This window comes from Gordonia jacobaea, assembly GCF_001186365.1.
GTDB classification, from domain to species: Bacteria; Actinomycetota; Actinomycetes; order Mycobacteriales; family Mycobacteriaceae; genus Gordonia; species Gordonia jacobaea.
This window is the reverse complement of the sequence record NZ_LDTZ01000016.1, coordinates 148,376-166,314: the sequence shown is the minus strand read 5'-3', so window position 1 is coordinate 166,314 and position 17,939 is coordinate 148,376. Positions and strand designations below refer to the sequence as shown.

13 protein-coding genes are annotated in these 17,939 nt (G+C 65.5%); 3 read left to right on the top strand and 10 right to left on the bottom strand.

Annotated elements, in window-relative coordinates; all coding sequences use genetic code 11:
- Window position 1: 1 nt before the first annotated feature.
- The 8 genes from ABW18_RS09585 to ABW18_RS09550 form a co-directional block, all read right to left on the bottom strand.
- Complete coding sequence (locus tag ABW18_RS09585) at window positions 2-631, bottom strand: TetR/AcrR family transcriptional regulator (RefSeq protein WP_049698776.1); 630 nt, start codon at window positions 629-631, stop codon at window positions 2-4.
- Entirely contained in the window at window positions 628-1,458 is an 831-nt protein-coding gene (locus ABW18_RS09580) for an enoyl-CoA hydratase family protein (RefSeq protein ID WP_049698775.1), read from the bottom strand. The genes ABW18_RS09585 and ABW18_RS09580 overlap by 4 nt, the downstream gene beginning before the upstream one ends.
- 71 nt (window positions 1,459-1,529) lie before the next feature.
- Window positions 1,530-2,687, bottom strand: coding sequence for an acyl-CoA dehydrogenase family protein (locus tag ABW18_RS09575; RefSeq protein ID WP_005206603.1), 1,158 nt, complete (start codon window positions 2,685-2,687; stop codon window positions 1,530-1,532).
- Window positions 2,684-4,729: an acetyl/propionyl/methylcrotonyl-CoA carboxylase subunit alpha gene (locus ABW18_RS09570; protein ID WP_049698774.1), complete on the bottom strand. Its 2,046-nt coding sequence runs from the start codon at window positions 4,727-4,729 to the stop codon at window positions 2,684-2,686. The genes ABW18_RS09575 and ABW18_RS09570 overlap by 4 nt, the downstream gene beginning before the upstream one ends.
- A gap of 8 nt (window positions 4,730-4,737) precedes the next feature.
- The gene (locus tag ABW18_RS09565; protein ID WP_049698773.1) at window positions 4,738-6,336 is read right to left on the bottom strand and encodes an acyl-CoA carboxylase subunit beta; all 1,599 of its coding nucleotides are present in this window, start codon (window positions 6,334-6,336) and stop codon (window positions 4,738-4,740) included.
- Window positions 6,333-7,508 (bottom strand): acyl-CoA dehydrogenase family protein, encoded by a 1,176-nt coding sequence (locus ABW18_RS09560; protein ID WP_049698772.1) that lies wholly within the window; start codon window positions 7,506-7,508, stop codon window positions 6,333-6,335. Before ABW18_RS09560 ends, ABW18_RS09565 begins: the two co-directional genes overlap by 4 nt.
- Window positions 7,509-7,511: 3 nt before the next feature.
- A complete protein-coding gene (locus ABW18_RS09555; RefSeq protein ID WP_049698771.1) occupies window positions 7,512-9,296 on the bottom strand; it encodes an acyclic terpene utilization AtuA family protein in 1,785 nt (594 codons plus the stop codon).
- Between the two features lie 53 nt (window positions 9,297-9,349).
- Window positions 9,350-10,156, bottom strand: coding sequence for a TIGR03084 family metal-binding protein (locus ABW18_RS09550; RefSeq protein WP_049698770.1), 807 nt, complete (start codon window positions 10,154-10,156; stop codon window positions 9,350-9,352).
- Between the two features lie 107 nt (window positions 10,157-10,263).
- Here ABW18_RS09550 and ABW18_RS09545 point away from each other — a divergent pair, with 107 nt between their 5' ends.
- Window positions 10,264-10,911, top strand: a complete 648-nt coding sequence (locus ABW18_RS09545; protein ID WP_049698769.1) for a pentapeptide repeat-containing protein — start codon at window positions 10,264-10,266, stop codon at window positions 10,909-10,911.
- Window positions 10,912-10,918: 7 nt separating this feature from the next.
- Here the strand turns inward: ABW18_RS09545 and ABW18_RS09540 are convergent, their stop codons facing one another.
- Together ABW18_RS09540 and car are read right to left on the bottom strand one after the other, a co-directional pair.
- Complete coding sequence (locus ABW18_RS09540) at window positions 10,919-11,848, bottom strand: PaaI family thioesterase (protein ID WP_049698768.1); 930 nt, start codon at window positions 11,846-11,848, stop codon at window positions 10,919-10,921.
- A 69-nt stretch (window positions 11,849-11,917) separates the two neighbouring features.
- The gene (car, locus tag ABW18_RS09535; RefSeq protein WP_049698767.1) at window positions 11,918-15,364 is read right to left on the bottom strand and encodes a carboxylic acid reductase; all 3,447 of its coding nucleotides are present in this window, start codon (window positions 15,362-15,364) and stop codon (window positions 11,918-11,920) included.
- Between the two features lie 403 nt (window positions 15,365-15,767).
- Between car and ABW18_RS23150 the strand changes: the two genes are divergently transcribed.
- The gene (locus ABW18_RS23150; protein ID WP_235434340.1) at window positions 15,768-16,253 is read left to right on the top strand and encodes a hypothetical protein; all 486 of its coding nucleotides are present in this window, start codon (window positions 15,768-15,770) and stop codon (window positions 16,251-16,253) included.
- A gap of 88 nt (window positions 16,254-16,341) precedes the next feature.
- Window positions 16,342-17,931 carry a fatty-acid--CoA ligase FadD1 gene (gene fadD1, locus ABW18_RS09525; protein ID WP_049698765.1) on the top strand — a complete coding sequence of 530 codons (1,590 nt, stop codon included), beginning with the start codon at window positions 16,342-16,344 and terminating at the stop codon, window positions 17,929-17,931.
- Window positions 17,932-17,939: the final 8 nt, after the last annotated feature.

Here is a 17,939-nt window from a genome sequence, read left to right as displayed (position 1 = left end):
CTCACCTGTCCTGAGAGTCGACGTCGAGCGCATCGGTGACCATCTCCACCCAGGTGTCGACCACCTGCGCGCGGCGTCGTGAATCGTCCGACAGCGTGTCCGCGAGTCCGAGACCGCGAGCGAGGTCGAGCGTCACCTGTGCAGCACGGTGCGCCCGGGGATTCGTGCCATCGGGGTCGAGCGCGGCAACAGTCACCCGATGCGCCGCTCGGGCGAACTTGGCCTCCATCGGCAGAATCAGTTCGCGCAGCGCGGGATCCGACGCGGCCGCCGCCCAGATCTGCAACGAAGCCTTGAATTCGGTCCCGGTGTAAATACTCACGGCCTGTTCGACCGCGATCCGCACGCGCCGTGACTCGTCCGCGTCGGGCCGGATCAACGTGTCGGCGTTGAGGGTGAGGTCGTCGAAGATCTGCTCGAGCGTCGCCGAGATCAATGCCTCGCGTGTGGGAAAGTGGTGCTGCGCAGCACCCCTGGACACCCCCGCGCGCTGGGCGACCGCGGCCACCGTGGCCGACGCCCATCCCTCGTGAGCCAGAACCTGTATGGCCGAGCGCAGCAGCCGTTCCCGCGTTTGGCGCGAGCGCTCCTGCCGGGGTTCACGGTTTGCCGTCGTACGCGGAGACGTCATGTTCTCGTTGCCCCGGTGTCGGCTTGCGTGACGGTCAGATCCCACGGCGGCCGACGCTTCGACAGAAACGCTTCCATCCCCGCCCGTGCGTCGTCACCCGAGAACAATGCCGCCGATTCCTGCGCACGACGCTGCGCCAACCGCGCGAACTCGTCGCGCACCGTCGCGGTGGTGAGTTCCTTCGACGCGGCGAGTCCGACCGGCGACGCACGTCGGATACCGTCGAGGATCTCCCCCAGTGACTGCGCGAGAGCCTCTGTGCTGTCACAGGCTTGAGTGACGACTCCGATCGACGCCGCGATCGAGGCGTCGAACTTCTCCCCGGTCAGGAAGTATCGACTAGCACCTCGAGCCGTCATCTTCGGCACCAGCACGAGCGAGATCACCGATGGTGCAAGGCCGAGCCGTGTCTCGGTCAGCGCGAAGGTGCTCTTCGGTCCGGCGAGTGCGATGTCGGTGGCACCGAGCAGACCGAAACCTCCTGCCCTGACATGCCCGTCCACGTGTCCGATCACCGGTTTCGGCAGCTCGAGGATCGTGCTCATCAACTCGACCATCGACGACGTCGCCTCGGCAGACGCCTCCTCGGCAGAGGCGCCACGCTTGAGCGCCTCGCCGAGATCAGCGCCCGCACAGAAGGTTCCGCCCGCATGTGTCAGCACGACGGCCCGCACGTCCTCGTCGGTCGCCGCCCTCGTCAGCCCCGACGACAGTTGGGTCACGAGCGCGCGACTCAACGCATTGCGGTTGCCCGGCGAGTCGAGTGTGAGCGTCATGACGCCGGCGTCGATCCCGATGTGTACGACTTCGCTGTCTGTGGCGGTCATCGACCTGCGCCTTCCTGTGGTCCTCGGGCAGAGTTTGGTCTGATGTGAATGGCGGATCGGAAATAGAGGTGTCAGTACGACTTCGGCAGTCCGAGGCTGGTCTGCGCAACGAAGTTCAGCACCATCTCGCGACTGACCGGTGCCACACGCGCAATCCGTGCGAGCGAAAGCAGCGGCGCCACACCGTATTCGGTTGTCAGACCGTTGCCACCCATTGACTGAACAGCTTGGTCGACGATCTTGACGCACGCCTCGGCGGCCGCATACTTCGCCATGTTGGCCGGCTCGGCAGCACCCCAGTCGTCACCCGCGTCGTAGAGTGTGGCGGCCTTCTGCATCATGAGCTTGGCCATCTCGAGTTCAATCTTCCCCTGCGCCAGCGGATGTGCAATTGCCTGGTGCGCGCCGATCGGGGTCTTCCAGACCGTGCGCTCTTTCACGTAGTCGACGGCTTTGCCCAGCGCGAAACGTCCCATCCCCACCGCGGACGCCGCAGCCATGATGCGTTCTGGGTTCAGACCGGCGAAGAGTTGGCTCAGTGCCGCGTCCGGGGAGCCGACGAGTGCGTCAGCAGGCAGGCGCACATCGTCGAGGTAGAGCCCGAACTGCTTTTCCGGGTTCACCAGTTCCATGTCGATCATCTTGTATTCGAACCCCGGTGCGTCCGTGGGCACGATGAACAGCGCGGGCCGCAACTTGCCGGTCTTCGCATCCTCGCTCCGACCGACGATGAGCACAGCATCTGCCTGATCGACTCCGGAGATGTACACCTTGCGCCCGTTGAGAACCCAGTCCGACCCGTCGCGCGACGCCGTGGTGGTGATCTGGTGCGAGTTCGACCCCGCGTCGGGCTCGGTGATACCGAAGGCCATGGTGATCGATCCGTCGGCAAGCCCCGGCAGCCACCGGTCGCGCTGCTCGTCGGTGCCGAACCGCGCAATGATGTTGCCGCAGATAGCCGGTGAGACAACCAGCATCAGCAGGCCGGTGCCCGCCGCTGCGATCTCCTCCATCACGATCGACAACTCGTACATGCCTGCGCCGCCACCGCCGTACTCCTCGGGAAGATTCACCCCGATGAAGCCCAGCTTGCCTGCCTCCGACCACAACTCGTCGGTCTTTCGGCCCTCGCGGGCGCACTCGCGGAAGTAGTCCTGCCCGTACTTGGTGGCCAGTGCGGCCACCGAGGCACGCAGATCGGCCCGTTCGGCCGTTTCGACGAAGCTCATGCGGATGTCTCCTGAGGTGTGAGTGTGCTGGAATGCTCTGTGGCGCTGTCGCTGTCGGCCTCATCGGTGATGATCGCGAGCACGTCACCGACGGCGAGCTGGCGTCCCGGTTCGACGGCGAGCGTGCTGACAACACCGTCGGCGGGCGCCGCGACGGTGTGCTCCATCTTCATCGCCTCGAGCCAGATCAACGGCTGACCGGCTGTAACGCGGTCGCCCTCGGAAACCGCAACGCGGATCACCGAACCCGGCATCGGCGCGAGGAGCGAACCCGGTCGCGCGACTGCGCTGGGATCGACGAAGCGCGGTGGCCGCCGGAAGTGCACCGACGCCCCGGCTGTGTCGACGTAGACGTCGTCGCCGTATCGCGCGACGTCGAAGGTCCGTCGAATCCCGTTGTGGGAGAGAACGACCTGCCCTGTGCTCGCCGACACCACCTCGGTGTCGGCGAGGTCGGGAAGCTCGACGCCACCACTACGCGTGCACCGGTATCGGACCTCGTGCTCGACGTCGTCGTCGGTGCGGAAGATCTTGCGCGAGTACTGCGACGGCATGTTCCGCCAGCCTGCTGGCAGACTTCGTTGAACGCGGGCGCGTTCCCGGTTGACGGCCACCTCCGCCAGCGTCGCGGCTACAGCGGCCAGCGTCACCGTCGACTCGTCGGCCAGCGGCGTCGACAAGACGTCGAGGCCGATCTGCTCGAGATATCCGGTGTCGGTGTCGCCACTGACGAATGTCGACTCCCGCAGGGTGTTCACCAGCATGTCGCGGTTGGTCGTCGGGCCGTGGAGCGCCGCGTCGGACAGCGTTCTGGCGAGAATCGCAGCGGCACGACCACGTGTCGGCGCCCAACTGATGACCTTGGCCAGCATCGGGTCGTAGAACGTCGAGATCTCCGAGCCTGATTCGATACCCGCGTCCACACGCACGCCCGGACGGTCGAGTGGTCCGAAATGCGATTGTGCGTCGAGCTCGATGCGGTGCATGGTTCCCGACTGCGGTTGCCATCCCGCAGAAGGGTCCTCGGCGTAGAGGCGCACCTCGATCGCGTGTCCGCGAGTTCCGGGCTCCTCGACGTCGAGGTGCTCACCCATCGCGACGCGCAGTTGCCAGGCCACGAGGTCGGTCCCGGTCGTCAACTCCGTGACCGGGTGTTCCACCTGCAGACGCGTATTGGTCTCCAGGAAGTAGAAGCGACCGGTCTCGTCGGCGAGGAACTCGACGGTTCCCGCACCCGTGTAGCCGATCGCCGACACGGCCTTCCTCGCGGCGTCGTAGAGGCGTTCGCGGAGATCTCCGCCGATCCGTTCGACGAGAGGCGCGGGCGCCTCCTCGATCACCTTCTGGTGACGGCGCTGGATCGAGCATTCCCGCTCTCCGACAGCCCAGACCGCGCCGTGCTCGTCTGCGAGCACCTGCACCTCGATGTGATGTCCCCGTTCGACATACGGCTCACAGAAGACTGTCGGATCACCGAACGCCGACGCCGCTTCGCGTTCGGCGGCGGCAACCTGCTCGGCCAACTCGTCGACCGACCGTACGATCCGCATACCGCGTCCACCGCCGCCCGCAGACGCCTTGATCAGCAGTGGCAGGTCGCTCTCGGTGACGGCGGCAGGGTCGATGTCGCCGAGGACCGGCACGCCGGCGTCGGCCATCAACTTCTTGGCGTTGACCTTTGATCCCATCGCGTCGATCGCGCCGGGCGGCGGCCCGATCCAGGTCAGTCCCGCGTCGATCACCGATTGCGCGAACTCGGCGTTCTCCGAGAGGAATCCGTAGCCGGGATGAATCGCATCCGCGCCCGCGAGCTTGGCGGCCTCGATAATCTTGTCGCCACGCAGATAGGTCTCTGCCGACGTCGATCCCGGAAGCGCCACAGCGACATCGGCTGCGGCAACGTGCGGCGCATCGGCGTCCGGATCGGAGTAGACCGCGACGGTCCCGATGCCCATCTGACGACAGGTCGCGAACACGCGTCGCGCGATCTCGCCGCGATTGGCGACGAGTACCGAGGTGATCGTTGAATGTTGTTCTGTCATCTCACACCTCACATCCGGAAGACGCCGAAATTCGACGTCCCCTCGACCGGACCGTTATGGATCGCCGACAAGCACAGCCCCAGAACAGTTCTCGTGTCACGCGGATCGATCACGCCGTCGTCGTAGAGCATGCCCGACAAGAACGCAGGCACCGACTCGGCTTCGATCTGCGCCTCGATCATCTGCCGCATCCCCGCGTCCGCGGCCTCGTCGACCGTGCCGCCACGCGCCTCGGTCGCCGCGCGCGAGACGATCGAGATGACGCCTGCCAGTTGCGCGGCTCCCATCACCGCCGACTTCGCGCTCGGCCAGGCGAACAGGAACCGCGGATCGTATGCGCGCCCACACATTCCGTAGTGACCCGCCCCGTAACTGGCGCCCATCAGCACCGACAAATGCGGCACCTTCGAATTCGACACCGCGTTGATCATCATCGCCCCGTGCTTGATGATGCCGTTCTGCTCGTACTCCTTACCGACCATGTAGCCGGTTGTGTTGTGCAGGAACAGCAGTGGCGTATTCGAGCGATTGGCGAGTTCGATGAACTGCGTGGCCTTCTGCGCCTCCTGGCTGAACAGCACGCCTTGCGCGTTGGCCAGGATGCCGACGGGATAACCGTGGATGTCGGCCCACCCCGTACACAACGAGTTGCCGTATTCGGGCTTGAACTCGTCGAAATCACTGTCGTCGACGACCCGCGCGATCACGTCGCGCGGGTTGAACGGGATCTTGAGATCGGGTGGGACGATACCGAGGAGTTCTTCGGGGTCGTAGCGCGGTTCCCGCACCTGTGCGCGCGGTTGCCCACCGGCCTTGGTCCAGTTGAGCCGCGACACGATCCGACGCCCGATCCGGATCGCATCCTGTTCGTCTGCGGCGTAGTAGTCGGCCAGACCCGAAGTACGCGCATGCATCTGAGCGCCACCGAGGGACTCGTCGTCGCTTTCCTCGCCGGTGGCCATCTTCACCAGCGGCGGTCCGCCGAGGAACACCTTGGAACGGCCGTCGATCATCACGACGTGATCGCTCATGCCCGGGACGTATGCCCCGCCGGCCGTGGAGTTTCCGAAGACCAACGCGATCGTCGGAATCCCCGCTGCCGACAGCCGTGTCAGGTCACGGAACATCCGACCGCCGGGAACGAACACCTCTTTCTGCGTCGGTAGATCGGCACCACCCGACTCGACGAGCGAGATCACCGGGAGTCTGTTCTGCATGGCGATATCGTTGGCGCGCAACGTCTTACGCAGCGTCCACGGATTCGATGTCCCGCCCTTGACCGTAGGGTCACTGGCGACGACGAGACATTCGACCCCTTCGACGACGCCGATACCCACGACGACCGACGCTCCGACGTGGAAGTTCGACCCGTATGCCGCGAGCGGACACAGTTCGAGGAAGTCCGAGTCTTCATCGAGCAGCATCTCGATGCGTTCCCGGGCAGTCATCTTGCCGCGCTTGCGATGCCGCTCGACGTATTTTTCACCGCCGCCCGCGAGCGCCTTGTCGAGTTCACCGTGTATCTGGTCGAGCTTCTCCATCATCGAGTCGCGCGCGGCGGTGAAGTCGTCACTCGTCGGGTCGATCGTCGAACGCAATGCGGTCATCGTGTGCTCCCCTGTGCGATGTAGCCGAGTCGTTTTGCCGCGAGTCCGGTCAGAATCTCGGTGGTTCCCCCACCGATCCCCAGGATGCGCATGTCGCGATATTGACGCTCGACTTCGGTGCCCGTCATATAGCCGAGGCCGCCGAAGAGCTGAACAGCCTTGTCGGCAACCCACTCCCCGGTCTCCACAGCCGTGTTCTTCGCAAAGCACACCTCGGCAATGAGGTCGTCGTCGGAGGCAACCTTCCGGTTGACGACTCCCCGCGAGTAGGTCCGCGCGACGTCGATGCGGCGTGCCATCTCGGTCAGCGTGTCCTGCACCGACTGTCGGGCAGCGAGCGGCTTGCCGAAGGTCTCACGTTCGCGCGTCCAGTCGAGGGTGAGGTCGAGGCAGCGTTGCGCACTCGCGTACGCCTGCACGGCGAGTGCCGATCGTTCGGTCACGAAAGCCGCTGCGATCTGGGCGAAGCCGCTGTTCTCGGCGCCGACGAGGTTGGCCACCGGAACGCGTACGTCGACGAAGGCCAACTCCGCGGTATCCGAACTGCGCCAACCCATCTTGTCGAGCTTGCGCGTCACGGTGAAACCCGGTGTGTCCTTCTCGATCACGAGAAGCGAGACCCCCGAGGCGCCTGGTCCGCCCGTGCGTACCGCGGTGACCACGAAGTCGGCTCGCACCGCGGAGGTGATGTAGGTCTTGGCGCCGTTGACGACGAACTCGTCGCCATCGCGCTGTGCCCGCGTCGTCAGATGTGCGACGTCGCTTCCGCCGCCCGGCTCGGTGATCGCAAGGCTGCCGATCTTCTCGCCGGCGAGCGTCGGCCGCACCCATCGGTCGATCTGGTCGGGATCGCCGGCGGCGATCAGGTGAGGCAACGCGATTCCGTGCGTGAACAAGGAGGCGAAGACGCCCGCGGCACCACCCGCATAGTGGAACTCTTCGCCCAGGATCGACGCATCGATGAGATCGCCACCACTACCACCGAACGATTCGTCGATCCCCAGTCCGAAGAGGCCGAGTTTGGCTGCTTCGGAGTGTAGTTCGCGGGGAAGCAAGCCCTCGCGTTCCCACTCATCCTGGTAAGGCAGCACGTGCCTTTCGACGAATCCGTTGACCGCGTCACGCAGAGCGCGTCGTTCCGACGTCTCCCACTGCGGATCTATTAGTGGCACAGGTCAGTTCCTTTCCGATGACTCGGATGATGGCGCGGTAGAGGATGTCTCGGCGACGAAGCTCAGCGGAATGGGCACGGGTCGCGAACGCAGCCATTCGCCCATTCCCTTGGCTTGCGGATCGAAACGCACATTGTCGGCGACACCGCGTCCGAGCACACCCTCGATGACGAAGTTCAGCGCTGACAGGTTCGGCAGCCGGAAGCGCTTGACCTCGAGGTCGGCGATCTCCGGGAGAAGCTTCTTGATCAGGTCGACGTCGAGTGTCGCGTCGAGCCAGTCGAAGTGTTCCGGGTTGCGCACCCACACACCGATGTTGGCGCTGCCGCCCTTGTCGCCGCTGCGCGCTCCGGCCACCAGACCGAGTGGCGACGCCGCGGTGGGCCCGGGATCGTCGACGTCGACGACGCTGCGCGGTTCGGGTTCGTCTGCGGGCACCTGGGTACGCAGTGGACTCGGTTCGATGCTCTCGCTCACGCCGTCGGCGAAGGACACGCGATGGTCGACGAGCTTCGCGTCGACGTAACCCGGCTCGAAAACGCCGAACGGAGAACCCTTTCCGGGTGGTGCGAGCATCGTGAACCCGGGGAAGGTCGCCAGCGCCAGTTCGACTGCGGTGTTGCTGAACGCTCTGCCGACCTTCTCGGGATCGGTGTCGCGGGCAACGCAGCGCAGCAGCGCCGTCGCCTGTTCCTCGCTCTGCGCGTCGGGTCGGTCGAGTCGTGCCAACTCCCACGACATCTGCTCGGGCACCGACGCGAGCTCTGCGCGGAACTGATCGCGGAACAGTTCGGCCTTGTCCTCGATGTCGAGTCCGGTGATCGCGACGGTGATCTCGTTGCGGATGCCTGCGAGATGGTTGAGCGAGACCTTGACGGTCTCGGGCGGCGCCTCGCCCTTGACACCACTGATGGCGACTCGATCCTCACCGTCGGAACGCAGCGTGATGGTGTCGAGCCGGGTGGTCACGTCCGGTCCGAGGTAGCGAGGACCACCGACCTCGTACAGCAATTGTGCTGTCACGGTTCCCACCGTCACGGCACCGCCGGTGTTCGGATGTTTGGTGATCACCGACGTACCGTCGGACGCGACCTCCGCAATCGGAAATCCGAGGCGACCCATCCGGGGCAGCTCCGTGAAGAACGAGTAGTTGCCGCCCGTCGCCTGCGCGCCGCATTCGATCACGTGACCGGCGACCACGGCACCAGCGAGGGCGTCGAGATCGCCGTACTCCCAGTCGAATGCGCTCGCTGCGGGTCCGACGGTCAGCGAGGCATCGGTGATGCGCCCGGTGACGACGACGTCGGCGCCCGAGTCGAGCGCCGACTTGATGCCGAACGCACCGAGGTATGCGTTTGCCGTGAGCGGTGTGCCGAGTCCGAGATCGTCTGCGCGGTCGAGGATGTCGTCACCGTCGACGAAGGCGATCGATGCGTCGACTCCGAGCTTGTCCGCCAGTTCGCGCAGCGCAACCGCGAGGCCGTGCGGGTTGAGGCCACCCGCATTGCTCACGATCCGCACGCCCTTGTCGACGGCGAGCCCGAGGCACTCCTCCATTTGACGCAGAAATGTCTTGGCGTAACCCGTTTTCGGGTCCTTCAAGCGATCGCGGCCGAGGATGAGCATGGTCAGCTCGGCGAGATAATCGCCTGTCAGATAGTCGAGTTCACCACCCTCGAGCATCTCGCGCATTGCGCTGAAGCGATCGCCATAGAAGCCCGAGGCGTTGCCGATTCGGACGGGGCGGTTCGATCGGCTGGTGCTGGTGCGACTTGTGGTTGAAGTCATCGCTACTCCGATTCGGATGGTCGACGGTGCTGACAGTTCTTGTGCTCGGGCGTTCAGAAGGTTGCGGCGTTGCGCGGGGCACGGCCCGCTCCGGGAGGACCTGCGAAACACTGTGCGATTGCGGCCCATTCGCGGGCGCGCTCGCCGTCGAGTTGCAGGTCGAGGTCTGCGAGTGCACGTCGCTGGGTGACGAGCTGACAGAAGTCGACGGCGGGCCCGCGCACGGTGCCGTCGACGGCGTCGGGATCATCGGGTCCCCACGTCCACAGCTCGCCCGACGGAGCGACCAGTTCGATCCGGAAGGGCTGCTGCGGCGGTGTCATCCCGTTGACCGCATACGCGAAATCACGCGTGCGGACACCGATGTGAGCGACGTGCCGGATGCTGTCGGCCGGTTCGAGTTCGACGCCGAGCGCGTCGGCGATGTCGAGTCCGTGCGCCCAGGTCTCCATCATCCGTGCGGTGGCCATCGACGCCGCAGACATCGGCGGCCCGAACCACGGGATCTTCGCGCCGTCCGGGACGTCGACGAGTGCCTGCCCCAGTGCGGCCCGCGCGGCGCGCCAGTCGTCGAGCAACTCGGCCCTGGGGCGTGCGGCGCCTTCTTCGGCGGTCACATCGGTGAAGCCGTCGATGTTGCGCATCGCCTCTGCGATTACCTCGGCGAAGGCTTCGGGGTCGGTGGCCGCGAGGAGCGCCACCTTGTCCGTCCAGTAGAGATGCGCAATCTGGTGCGCGACCGTCCACCCCGGCGCCGGAGTATCGGTGTGCCACGCAGCGTCGTCGAGCGACGACACCAGCGCGTCCAGTTCATCTCCTGCGGCGGCGAGGTCAGCCACGAGATCACCCACGATCGACATGTAAGCAGCGTCACACAGTCGACGGTAAAAAGCAATCACGCTTGCTTGTTTTTGTCATCCGGCCAGTTCGGAGGCCCTGTCATGTCCCCGACGTAGGCTTGTCGACGATGAGTATTCGACCGCCCCGCATCAGTCGGCTACCAACTCCCCACCTCGAACCGTTGAACGCGCAGGATGTCGCCGTCGGCGACGCGATCGAGGCTTCTCTGATCGCCGACACCGACCTCGCTGGCGTCGACTTCGGCGACGTCTCGCTCACGACGTGCTCCGTGGTGCGCACGTCGCTCGACGACGCCGACCTCACCGGCGTCCGCATCGTCGACAGCAGATTCGACGAGGTGAGCAGCGCACGCGTGTTCGCGCCGCGCTCGATGCTGCACAACGTGCGCATCGAGAACAGCCGAATCGGCGCGCTCGACCTCTTCGGCGGAAAGATGCGTTCGGTGATCATCTCCGACTGCAAGCTCGGCCTGGTCAACCTCAGCGGCAACGAGGCCCGCGACGTGATCTTCCGGTCGTGCGTCATCGACGAACTGGACGTCTCGGAGGCCACGTTGACGCGTGTCGCCTTCGACGACACCACCGTCGCCTCACTCGACGTCCATCGCGCCACGCTGACCGACGTCGATCTCCGCGACCTGCGCGTGAACAACGTGCGCAATCTGGGAGGGCTTGCGGGCGCGACGATCACCGCCCATCAGGCCGTCGGGCTTGCCGAGCAGTTCGCCGCCCACCTCGGTATCGCCGTCGAATAGCGCTTTCTCAGCGGAAGTGGATGTCCGCGGCGCCGACGGCGAGCAGCGTGCCGTCGGGGCCCGTCATGCGCGTCGAGAACGTCGCGATTCGACGCCCCACCTTCAACGGCTCGACGTCGACGATCACGCGACTGCCGTCGACCGGCGGTGAGCGGAAGTACGCCACCGAGAGATCGCCGACGCGATACTCCTGACCGGCACGAGCCTTCTGCTGCCCCGCGAGCGAGCACGCCGCACCGACGATGGTGCCGATCACGCCACCGTGCATGGTGCCGAACATGTTTCCCATCCATGCCTCCGTGTCGACGACGAGTCGCAGGGCGTTCGACGGCGCGCCGTCGACATCGATGGTGGCGTTGAGCAACTCGGCGAGCGGACCACGGTCACGCTCTCCGCGAGCGATCTGCGCGACGATGGTCTCGCCGTCGAGATCATCCGGAATCGGTTGTGCAAGAACAGCATCGAGCGACGCGGCGTCCGGGATATCGTGCGCCAGCTCGGCGTTGTCGAAATCGTCCGGAACGGCTCGGCCCACGGCGACGTTGCGCGCGGTGCCGACACAGAAGTCCTCGGTGCCGTCGCCGACGCGGATCTCGGTGACACCGACCTTGGCGTCGTGCATCAGCAGTTGCGCGGTGCCGGTGAGGTGGTCGGTGAGTCCTGCCCGGCCGACCGTCGACAACACCAGGCGAGCCTGCATGCACGGCGAGTCTGTGGCGCGGTGATACGGGATGCCACCGATGTGGTCGAAAAGGACCGCATACGCGGGGAGGTCGATGAGTCCGCGATGGTCGGCGAATCGTGGGCCGAGTTGCTGCTCCGCAACGACCACGCCGTCGTCGATTCGCATCGCCCCGACGCCGAACGCCGCGACCGGATCGCGCACCACACCTGTCGTCGGCACGGCTACAGCATCGTCGTGCTTGTTGTCGTTCATGCGTTCACTTCATCACCCCGCATCCCGGGGCCGGATTTCGGCCCCGGGCCGCAGGGAGTCCGATCACACTCAGATGACCCCGAGTGTTCGCAGCCCGCGCGCGTAGTTGGCGACAACTTGCGACGTGATGTGCGGGATGTCGGCGTATTCGGCCGTCGCTGTGGTCACCTGTCCCGAACGAACCGCCGCGGCGAAAAGCGGCGCGTTCACCACACCGGCGTCGACAGGTTCGACCGGCTGTGCGTAGTTGTGCAGCAGCGGGATCAATGAGTGTCGACGTTGCTTCTCCGGCAGATCGGCAAGGGCGTCGGAGAAGAGTCGGTACCAGTGGTCGTAGTCGTCGACGAGTGCGATCTCTTCGCCGGACTCGGTGAGCCAGCCGACAAACGTGTCGAGGTCGATCCCGTCGGAGTGCGGATTGACGGCGTTGTACGTGACATGACCGTCGCCGACCGCGAGAGCCGAGATAGCCGCGGCCAGGAAGTCGACGGGCAGTGCGTCGTAATGCGCTGCTCCCCGACCGCCGTCGGCGTCGAGCCGGTAGAACGACCGTGGTGCGAGGCCTGTTGCCATGACGCTCATCAGCAGGCGCGTGAACATGTCCGGGAGGTTGAGCTGGCCGAGGTCGCTGTCGTCGGCCACGATCATGTCGCATCGGAACACGCTGACGGGCAGCCCGAAACGGTCGTGCGCGTCTGCCAGCAGCACCTCCCCCGCCCACTTGCTGTTGCCGTAGCCGTTCGCGTAGCCGTCGTGTACCACGCGCGTCGCGCTGAGTTCACGAATGTCTGTGTCCTCCAACAACTCCGCGGAGCCGACCTGGTCAGCTACCCCGACGGTCGAGATGTAGACGTAAGGCTTGCGAGTCGTCGTCAACGCGAGGCGGATGAGCTCTGCTGTTCCAGAAACGTTCGGGCCGAACAACTCCCGGTAGGACAGCAGATGATTGACCAGTGCGGCCGGGTCGACGATCAGGTCGACATCGGCGGCAAGCCGGTTCCACACCTGGTCGTCGAGTCCGAGATTCGGTGAATCCTTGTCACCCGCGAGAACTGTCAGGTGGTCTGGCGCCAACCGCAAGTAGTCGGCGCGCAGCGGGCCGTCGCCGACATCGAAGACCGCGTCGAGGCGTCGCCGGGCGGTCTCGTCGTCGGAGGCACGGACCAGACAGGTCACGTGGCCGTCGACGCGTGCAACGCGCCGCAACCACTCGACGGCGAGGTATCGACCGAGGAATCCGGTTGCTCCGGTGAGTAATACCTCGCACACGGTCTCGTCGGCGGCCGGCACGCTCGACGCTCCTACCAGTGTCGCCTCGTCGAGAAAGGCGTCGACGGTGAGCTCGTCGGCACGCAGGTGCCGCTGGTCGGCGTGCACGGTGTCTGCCGTGGGGCGCGCATCGCCCTCCCGTCCGTCGATGTAGTCGGCGATGGCCGCGAGGTCGGAGGACGGACTGGTCAGCACACCGACCGAGACCTGCGCGTCGAAGATGTCGCGAAGTGTGTTCCCGAGGGTGACGGCGGTCAGCGAGTCACCACCGAGATCGGTGAACTTCGAGTGCGCAGTCACCTCATTCTCGGCGAGATCGAGTGTGGCCGAGACGATGTCGATCAGCACATCGAGCGTCGGCCTGCCCGCCGCAGATGCCCGCGCATCGCGGAGCCGATCGGCGCGAGCATGTGCGAGATGCAGGTACAGGTCTTCGAGAGCGGGACCGTACGCCTCCTTGAGGCGAGGCCGCGCGAGCTTGCGAATCCCGGTCAACAGGCCGTTGGCCTCAGAGAACGCGGTACGTTCGACGATGATGTCGCGCGGGATCTCCACCGGCGCAAGGCCGTTGCGCTCCCCGATGTCTCGGACAGCCCGCAACAGCGTCGCGTGTAGTTCCCCGTCGTCGGAAGCGGCGTCGACGGCGTCATCGGTTGGCACGACGACGGCCAGCAGGTACGGGCGTGAACTATTGCCGTACACGTAGATCTGACGGATCGGCGGTGAGGTCAGCGCGCTTTCGACGCGCGCAACCGTCACGAACTCGCCCTGCGACAACTTCAACACGTTGTTCCGACGGTCGAGGTAGACGAGCTGATCGGGTCCGGTTTCTGCCATGACGTCGCCGGTTCGATAGAAGCCCTCGTCGTCGAACATTTCCGCGGTGAGTTCCGGTCGACGATAGTAGCCGGCGAAGATGTCGGTGGTCTTGACGAGCAGTTCGCCGCGCGGGTGCGGGGTATCGGTTGTGCGATAACCGAGTTCGGGAACGTCGACGAGCATGTAGTCGAGAACCGGCGGCCGGATCACCGCCCCGTTGCGGATGACGCCACCCGCCTCGGTCGATCCATAGCCCTCGACAAGCGGAGCGTCGAGCATGCTTTCGACGAAGTCGACGACCTCGGGCGAGATCGGCGCCGAGCCGGTCACGGCGAGTTGTGCGCGTTCGAAGTAGCTGCGCCGCATCGCGGTCAGGACGTCGGCGTGCGAATCCGTCTCGGCGCCCTCGATTTCGGACAGATACTGCTGGTGCAGCATCTCCCAGATACGCGGCACGAAATGCAGTTCGGTCGGCGCGACGGCCGCGAGGTCGTCGAGGAGCTCGGACAGGTCGGGCCGCGCGGTGAAATAGGCTGTTCCGCCGTTGCCGAGCGTTCGCATGAGCGTCGCTCTGCCCATCACGTGACTCATCGGCAGAAAGTTCAGGGTGACCCAGGCGTGGTCTTCGCTCGCGGCGTATTCGTCTGTGGCACGGTCTGTTTCGAGGCCGAATCCCTGTCGGATCAACCGAAGCACTGCGTCCTGCGTGTACATTGCACCCTTCGGGGCGCCGGTGCTGCCGGAGGTGTAGATCAGCAGGGCAAGGTCGTCGGGTTGTGCCTCGACGCTCGATTGCGGCGCCGCCTGGGCGTCGTACGCCGCCGACGGCTCGTCGTCGAATTGCACGAGGTGCACTGAGATTCCGAGCGGCTCCGCTACAGCGCGCGCACTCTCGACGGCATCGAGTGCGGCTTCGGAGACGTCGAAGACGACGAGATGCGTGAGGTCGGCGCGCAAGCCCTTCTCGATCAGTGCGGTGATTCTGGACAGCGAGTTCGTCGACACCGCAAGGACTTTGGCCTCGGTCTCGTCGAGGATGTCGGCGAACACGGAATCTGCGGCCCCTGATTGCAACGGCACCTCGACAGCGTGGAGTGGACCGAGAATTGCCAGACTCACCGCCGTGTAGTCGGCGCTGGTGAACCCCAGCGTGGCGACCCGATCACCGGACTCGACACCGGCCGCGTCACACAGGAGCGATGCGACAACCGAAACCCGACTACCGAGCTCACGGAAACTTACTGTGGACCAGCGTGATTCGCGATCCGCGTCGTGGAATCCGAGCGCGGGACGGTCGGCGTACCCCTCATAGAGAACTCGAAGCGCACCCTCGACCGACATCGCCTCCAGGAGGCGGGCAGCGACGTCGGAGTCGGGGCTCTGCGCCGACACCGCGGCAGCAGGATCGGTGGATAGCTGGGTGGACATCAACAACCTCCGAACAATGGACGATAATTAGACATGCGAAGTAATACATCTCCACTGTTCTCCCCTGAATCGACGTTCTGCCACGATCGGTGAGCCATCTCACCCGCAGATGCCGCGAATCCGACACTTCTGCGCCGTATGCGCGTATCGCGTCGACCCGGGGCGCGCGGCCGCAAGTCAGTCAGAAAGTAGGGGAAGGACTCTTTCCCCGACCCCCCGACGTTTCCCCGCGCAACGTCTCGAGAAAAGGTACGAGACCCGCGGAAGGATTCCTTCCCCTACTTTCTGCACGCAGGCACCGCGGGCGGCCAGGCCCTCGCCCCACCCCAAGCGCCCCCTGCCGCCGCGGGCCGCGCGCTGGTACCGTAGATCCCAACTGTGACAGAAGGGGCTGGTGATACCAGTGGGACGAACAATTCATCGCGCTGCGCTCGCAACCGCCGTCGGACTAGCGGCAGCGTCGACGCTCCTGGCCACGGCCGGATCCGCGCACGCGGCGCCGGCGGCCGATCCGCAGATCCCGGCGTCGTCGATCTCGCAGACCCCGAACGCTGGCATCGCGACCAGCGGCGACGTCCCGTTTGCGGCGTTCGTCGCCCCGATCGCGGCGGCGTCGCCCGACCCGGACACCCTGCGCGTATGGCTCGAGCCGATGCCGGGCAACGCCTGCACCGCCGGCCTGCGCTCAGCTGTCGTCGGGTTCGAGTGGCACAACACGGCCACCAAGAAGTCCGGGACCACCACATTCCCGGCGTGCAAGGAGGGCAAGCCTGCGCTCAGCCCCGCACTACGGACCGGGCCGGGACCGATCTCGTTCACCACGAGCGTCGTCGGACGCGGCGGCGCGACCTTCACCCTGAGTCCCGGAAGCGGCACCATCTCGCGCTGACCACCACGTCGCGAGGCGTCGCCACGCGTTGGTAGACAATTTCTCGAATCTGTATACCTCGTCGTAGAACAGGTTCTAGATTTGGCGCATGGCGCAGACCGTGACTGAACTCCTGATCGACCGTGACAACGACGACTCCCTCGCGATCCTGTACGACGACAGTCGCTGGACGTGGCGCGAATACCTCGACGACGCGCGGCGCACCGCGGCCACCGTCCTCGGCCGCGCCGACACCGAGCGCCCGATGCACATCGGCGTCCTGCTCGACAACAGTCCCGCGATGCTCATCGCGCTCGCCGCAGGCGCACTCGGCGGGTACGTGACGGTCGGGATCAACAACACTCGACGCGGCGAGGCTCTCGCCAACGACATCGTGCGCGGCGACTGCCAGATCCTGCTCACCGACGCCGAGCACCTTCCACTCCTCGACGGCCTCGACCTCCCCGGAGTCGAGGTCATCAACACATCATCCGCCGAGTGGCCCCGACTTCTCGCCGACGCGGGAGAGCTGACCCCGCACTCGGTACCGACCGCGACCGACCCCTTCATGCTGATCTTCACCTCGGGCACGAGCGGCAACCCGAAGCCGGTTCAGTTGGCGCACATGCTCGTTCCCTTCGCCGGGCCGCCCCTGGCCGAGCGCTTCGGCATCACGTCCGACGACATCTGCTACCTGTCGATGCCGCTCTTCCACTCCGCAGCGCTCCTCGGAGGCTATTGCGTCGCAGCCGTTTCCGGCGCGGCGATGGTGCCCGCCAGATTCTCTGCGTCACGATTCCTCGACGACGTCCGGCGCTACGGCGTCACCTACATGAACTACGTCGGCAAACCTCTCGCCTACATCCTCGCGACTCCCGAGCAACCCGACGACGCAGACAACACACTGCGCGCCGCGTTCGGCAACGAAGCCACCGACCGCGACATCGACGACTTCGCAAGACGCTTCGACTGCCAGGTCTGGGACGGGTTCGGCTCCACCGAGTTGGCGATCATCATCACCCGCGAACCCGGAACTCCGCGCGGCTCCGTCGGCAAGGGTTTCCCAGGCGTCGCCGTCTACAACCCCGCAACCGGAACCGAATGCCCACCAGCGCAATTCGACGACACCGGTGCACTCGTCAACGCCGACGACGCGATCGGCGAGATCGTGAACACCTACGGCGCAGGCATGTTCACCGGCTACTACAACGACCCCGCGACCACGTCGGAGCGACTCCGCGACGGCATGTACTGGTCAGGCGACCTCGCCTACAAGGACGGCGACGGATGGCTCTACCTCGCGGGCCGAACCGGCGACTGGATGCGTGTCGACGGCGAGAACATGACGGCGGGCCCCATCGAGCGAATCCTTCTCCGCCTGCCTGACATCAGTCAGGTCGCCGTCTACGCGGTTCCCGACGATCAGGTTGGCGATGCGGTCATGGCTGCCGTCATTCTCACCGACGGCAGTTCCCTGGCCCCCGACGAGTTCGCGCAATTCCTTGCAGCACAGCCTGATCTGTCACCCAAAGCATGGCCTCGGTACGTCCGGATCGCCGATGACCTGCCGACGACGGCAACCAACAAGATCGTCAAACGCCAGCTCAAACACGAAGGCTTGAGCGCGGGCGACGACACCCTGTGGGTACGCGAACCGCGCGGCACGGAATACCGTGCGGCGTCGCCCGCGAGCGTGTGACATCTCGG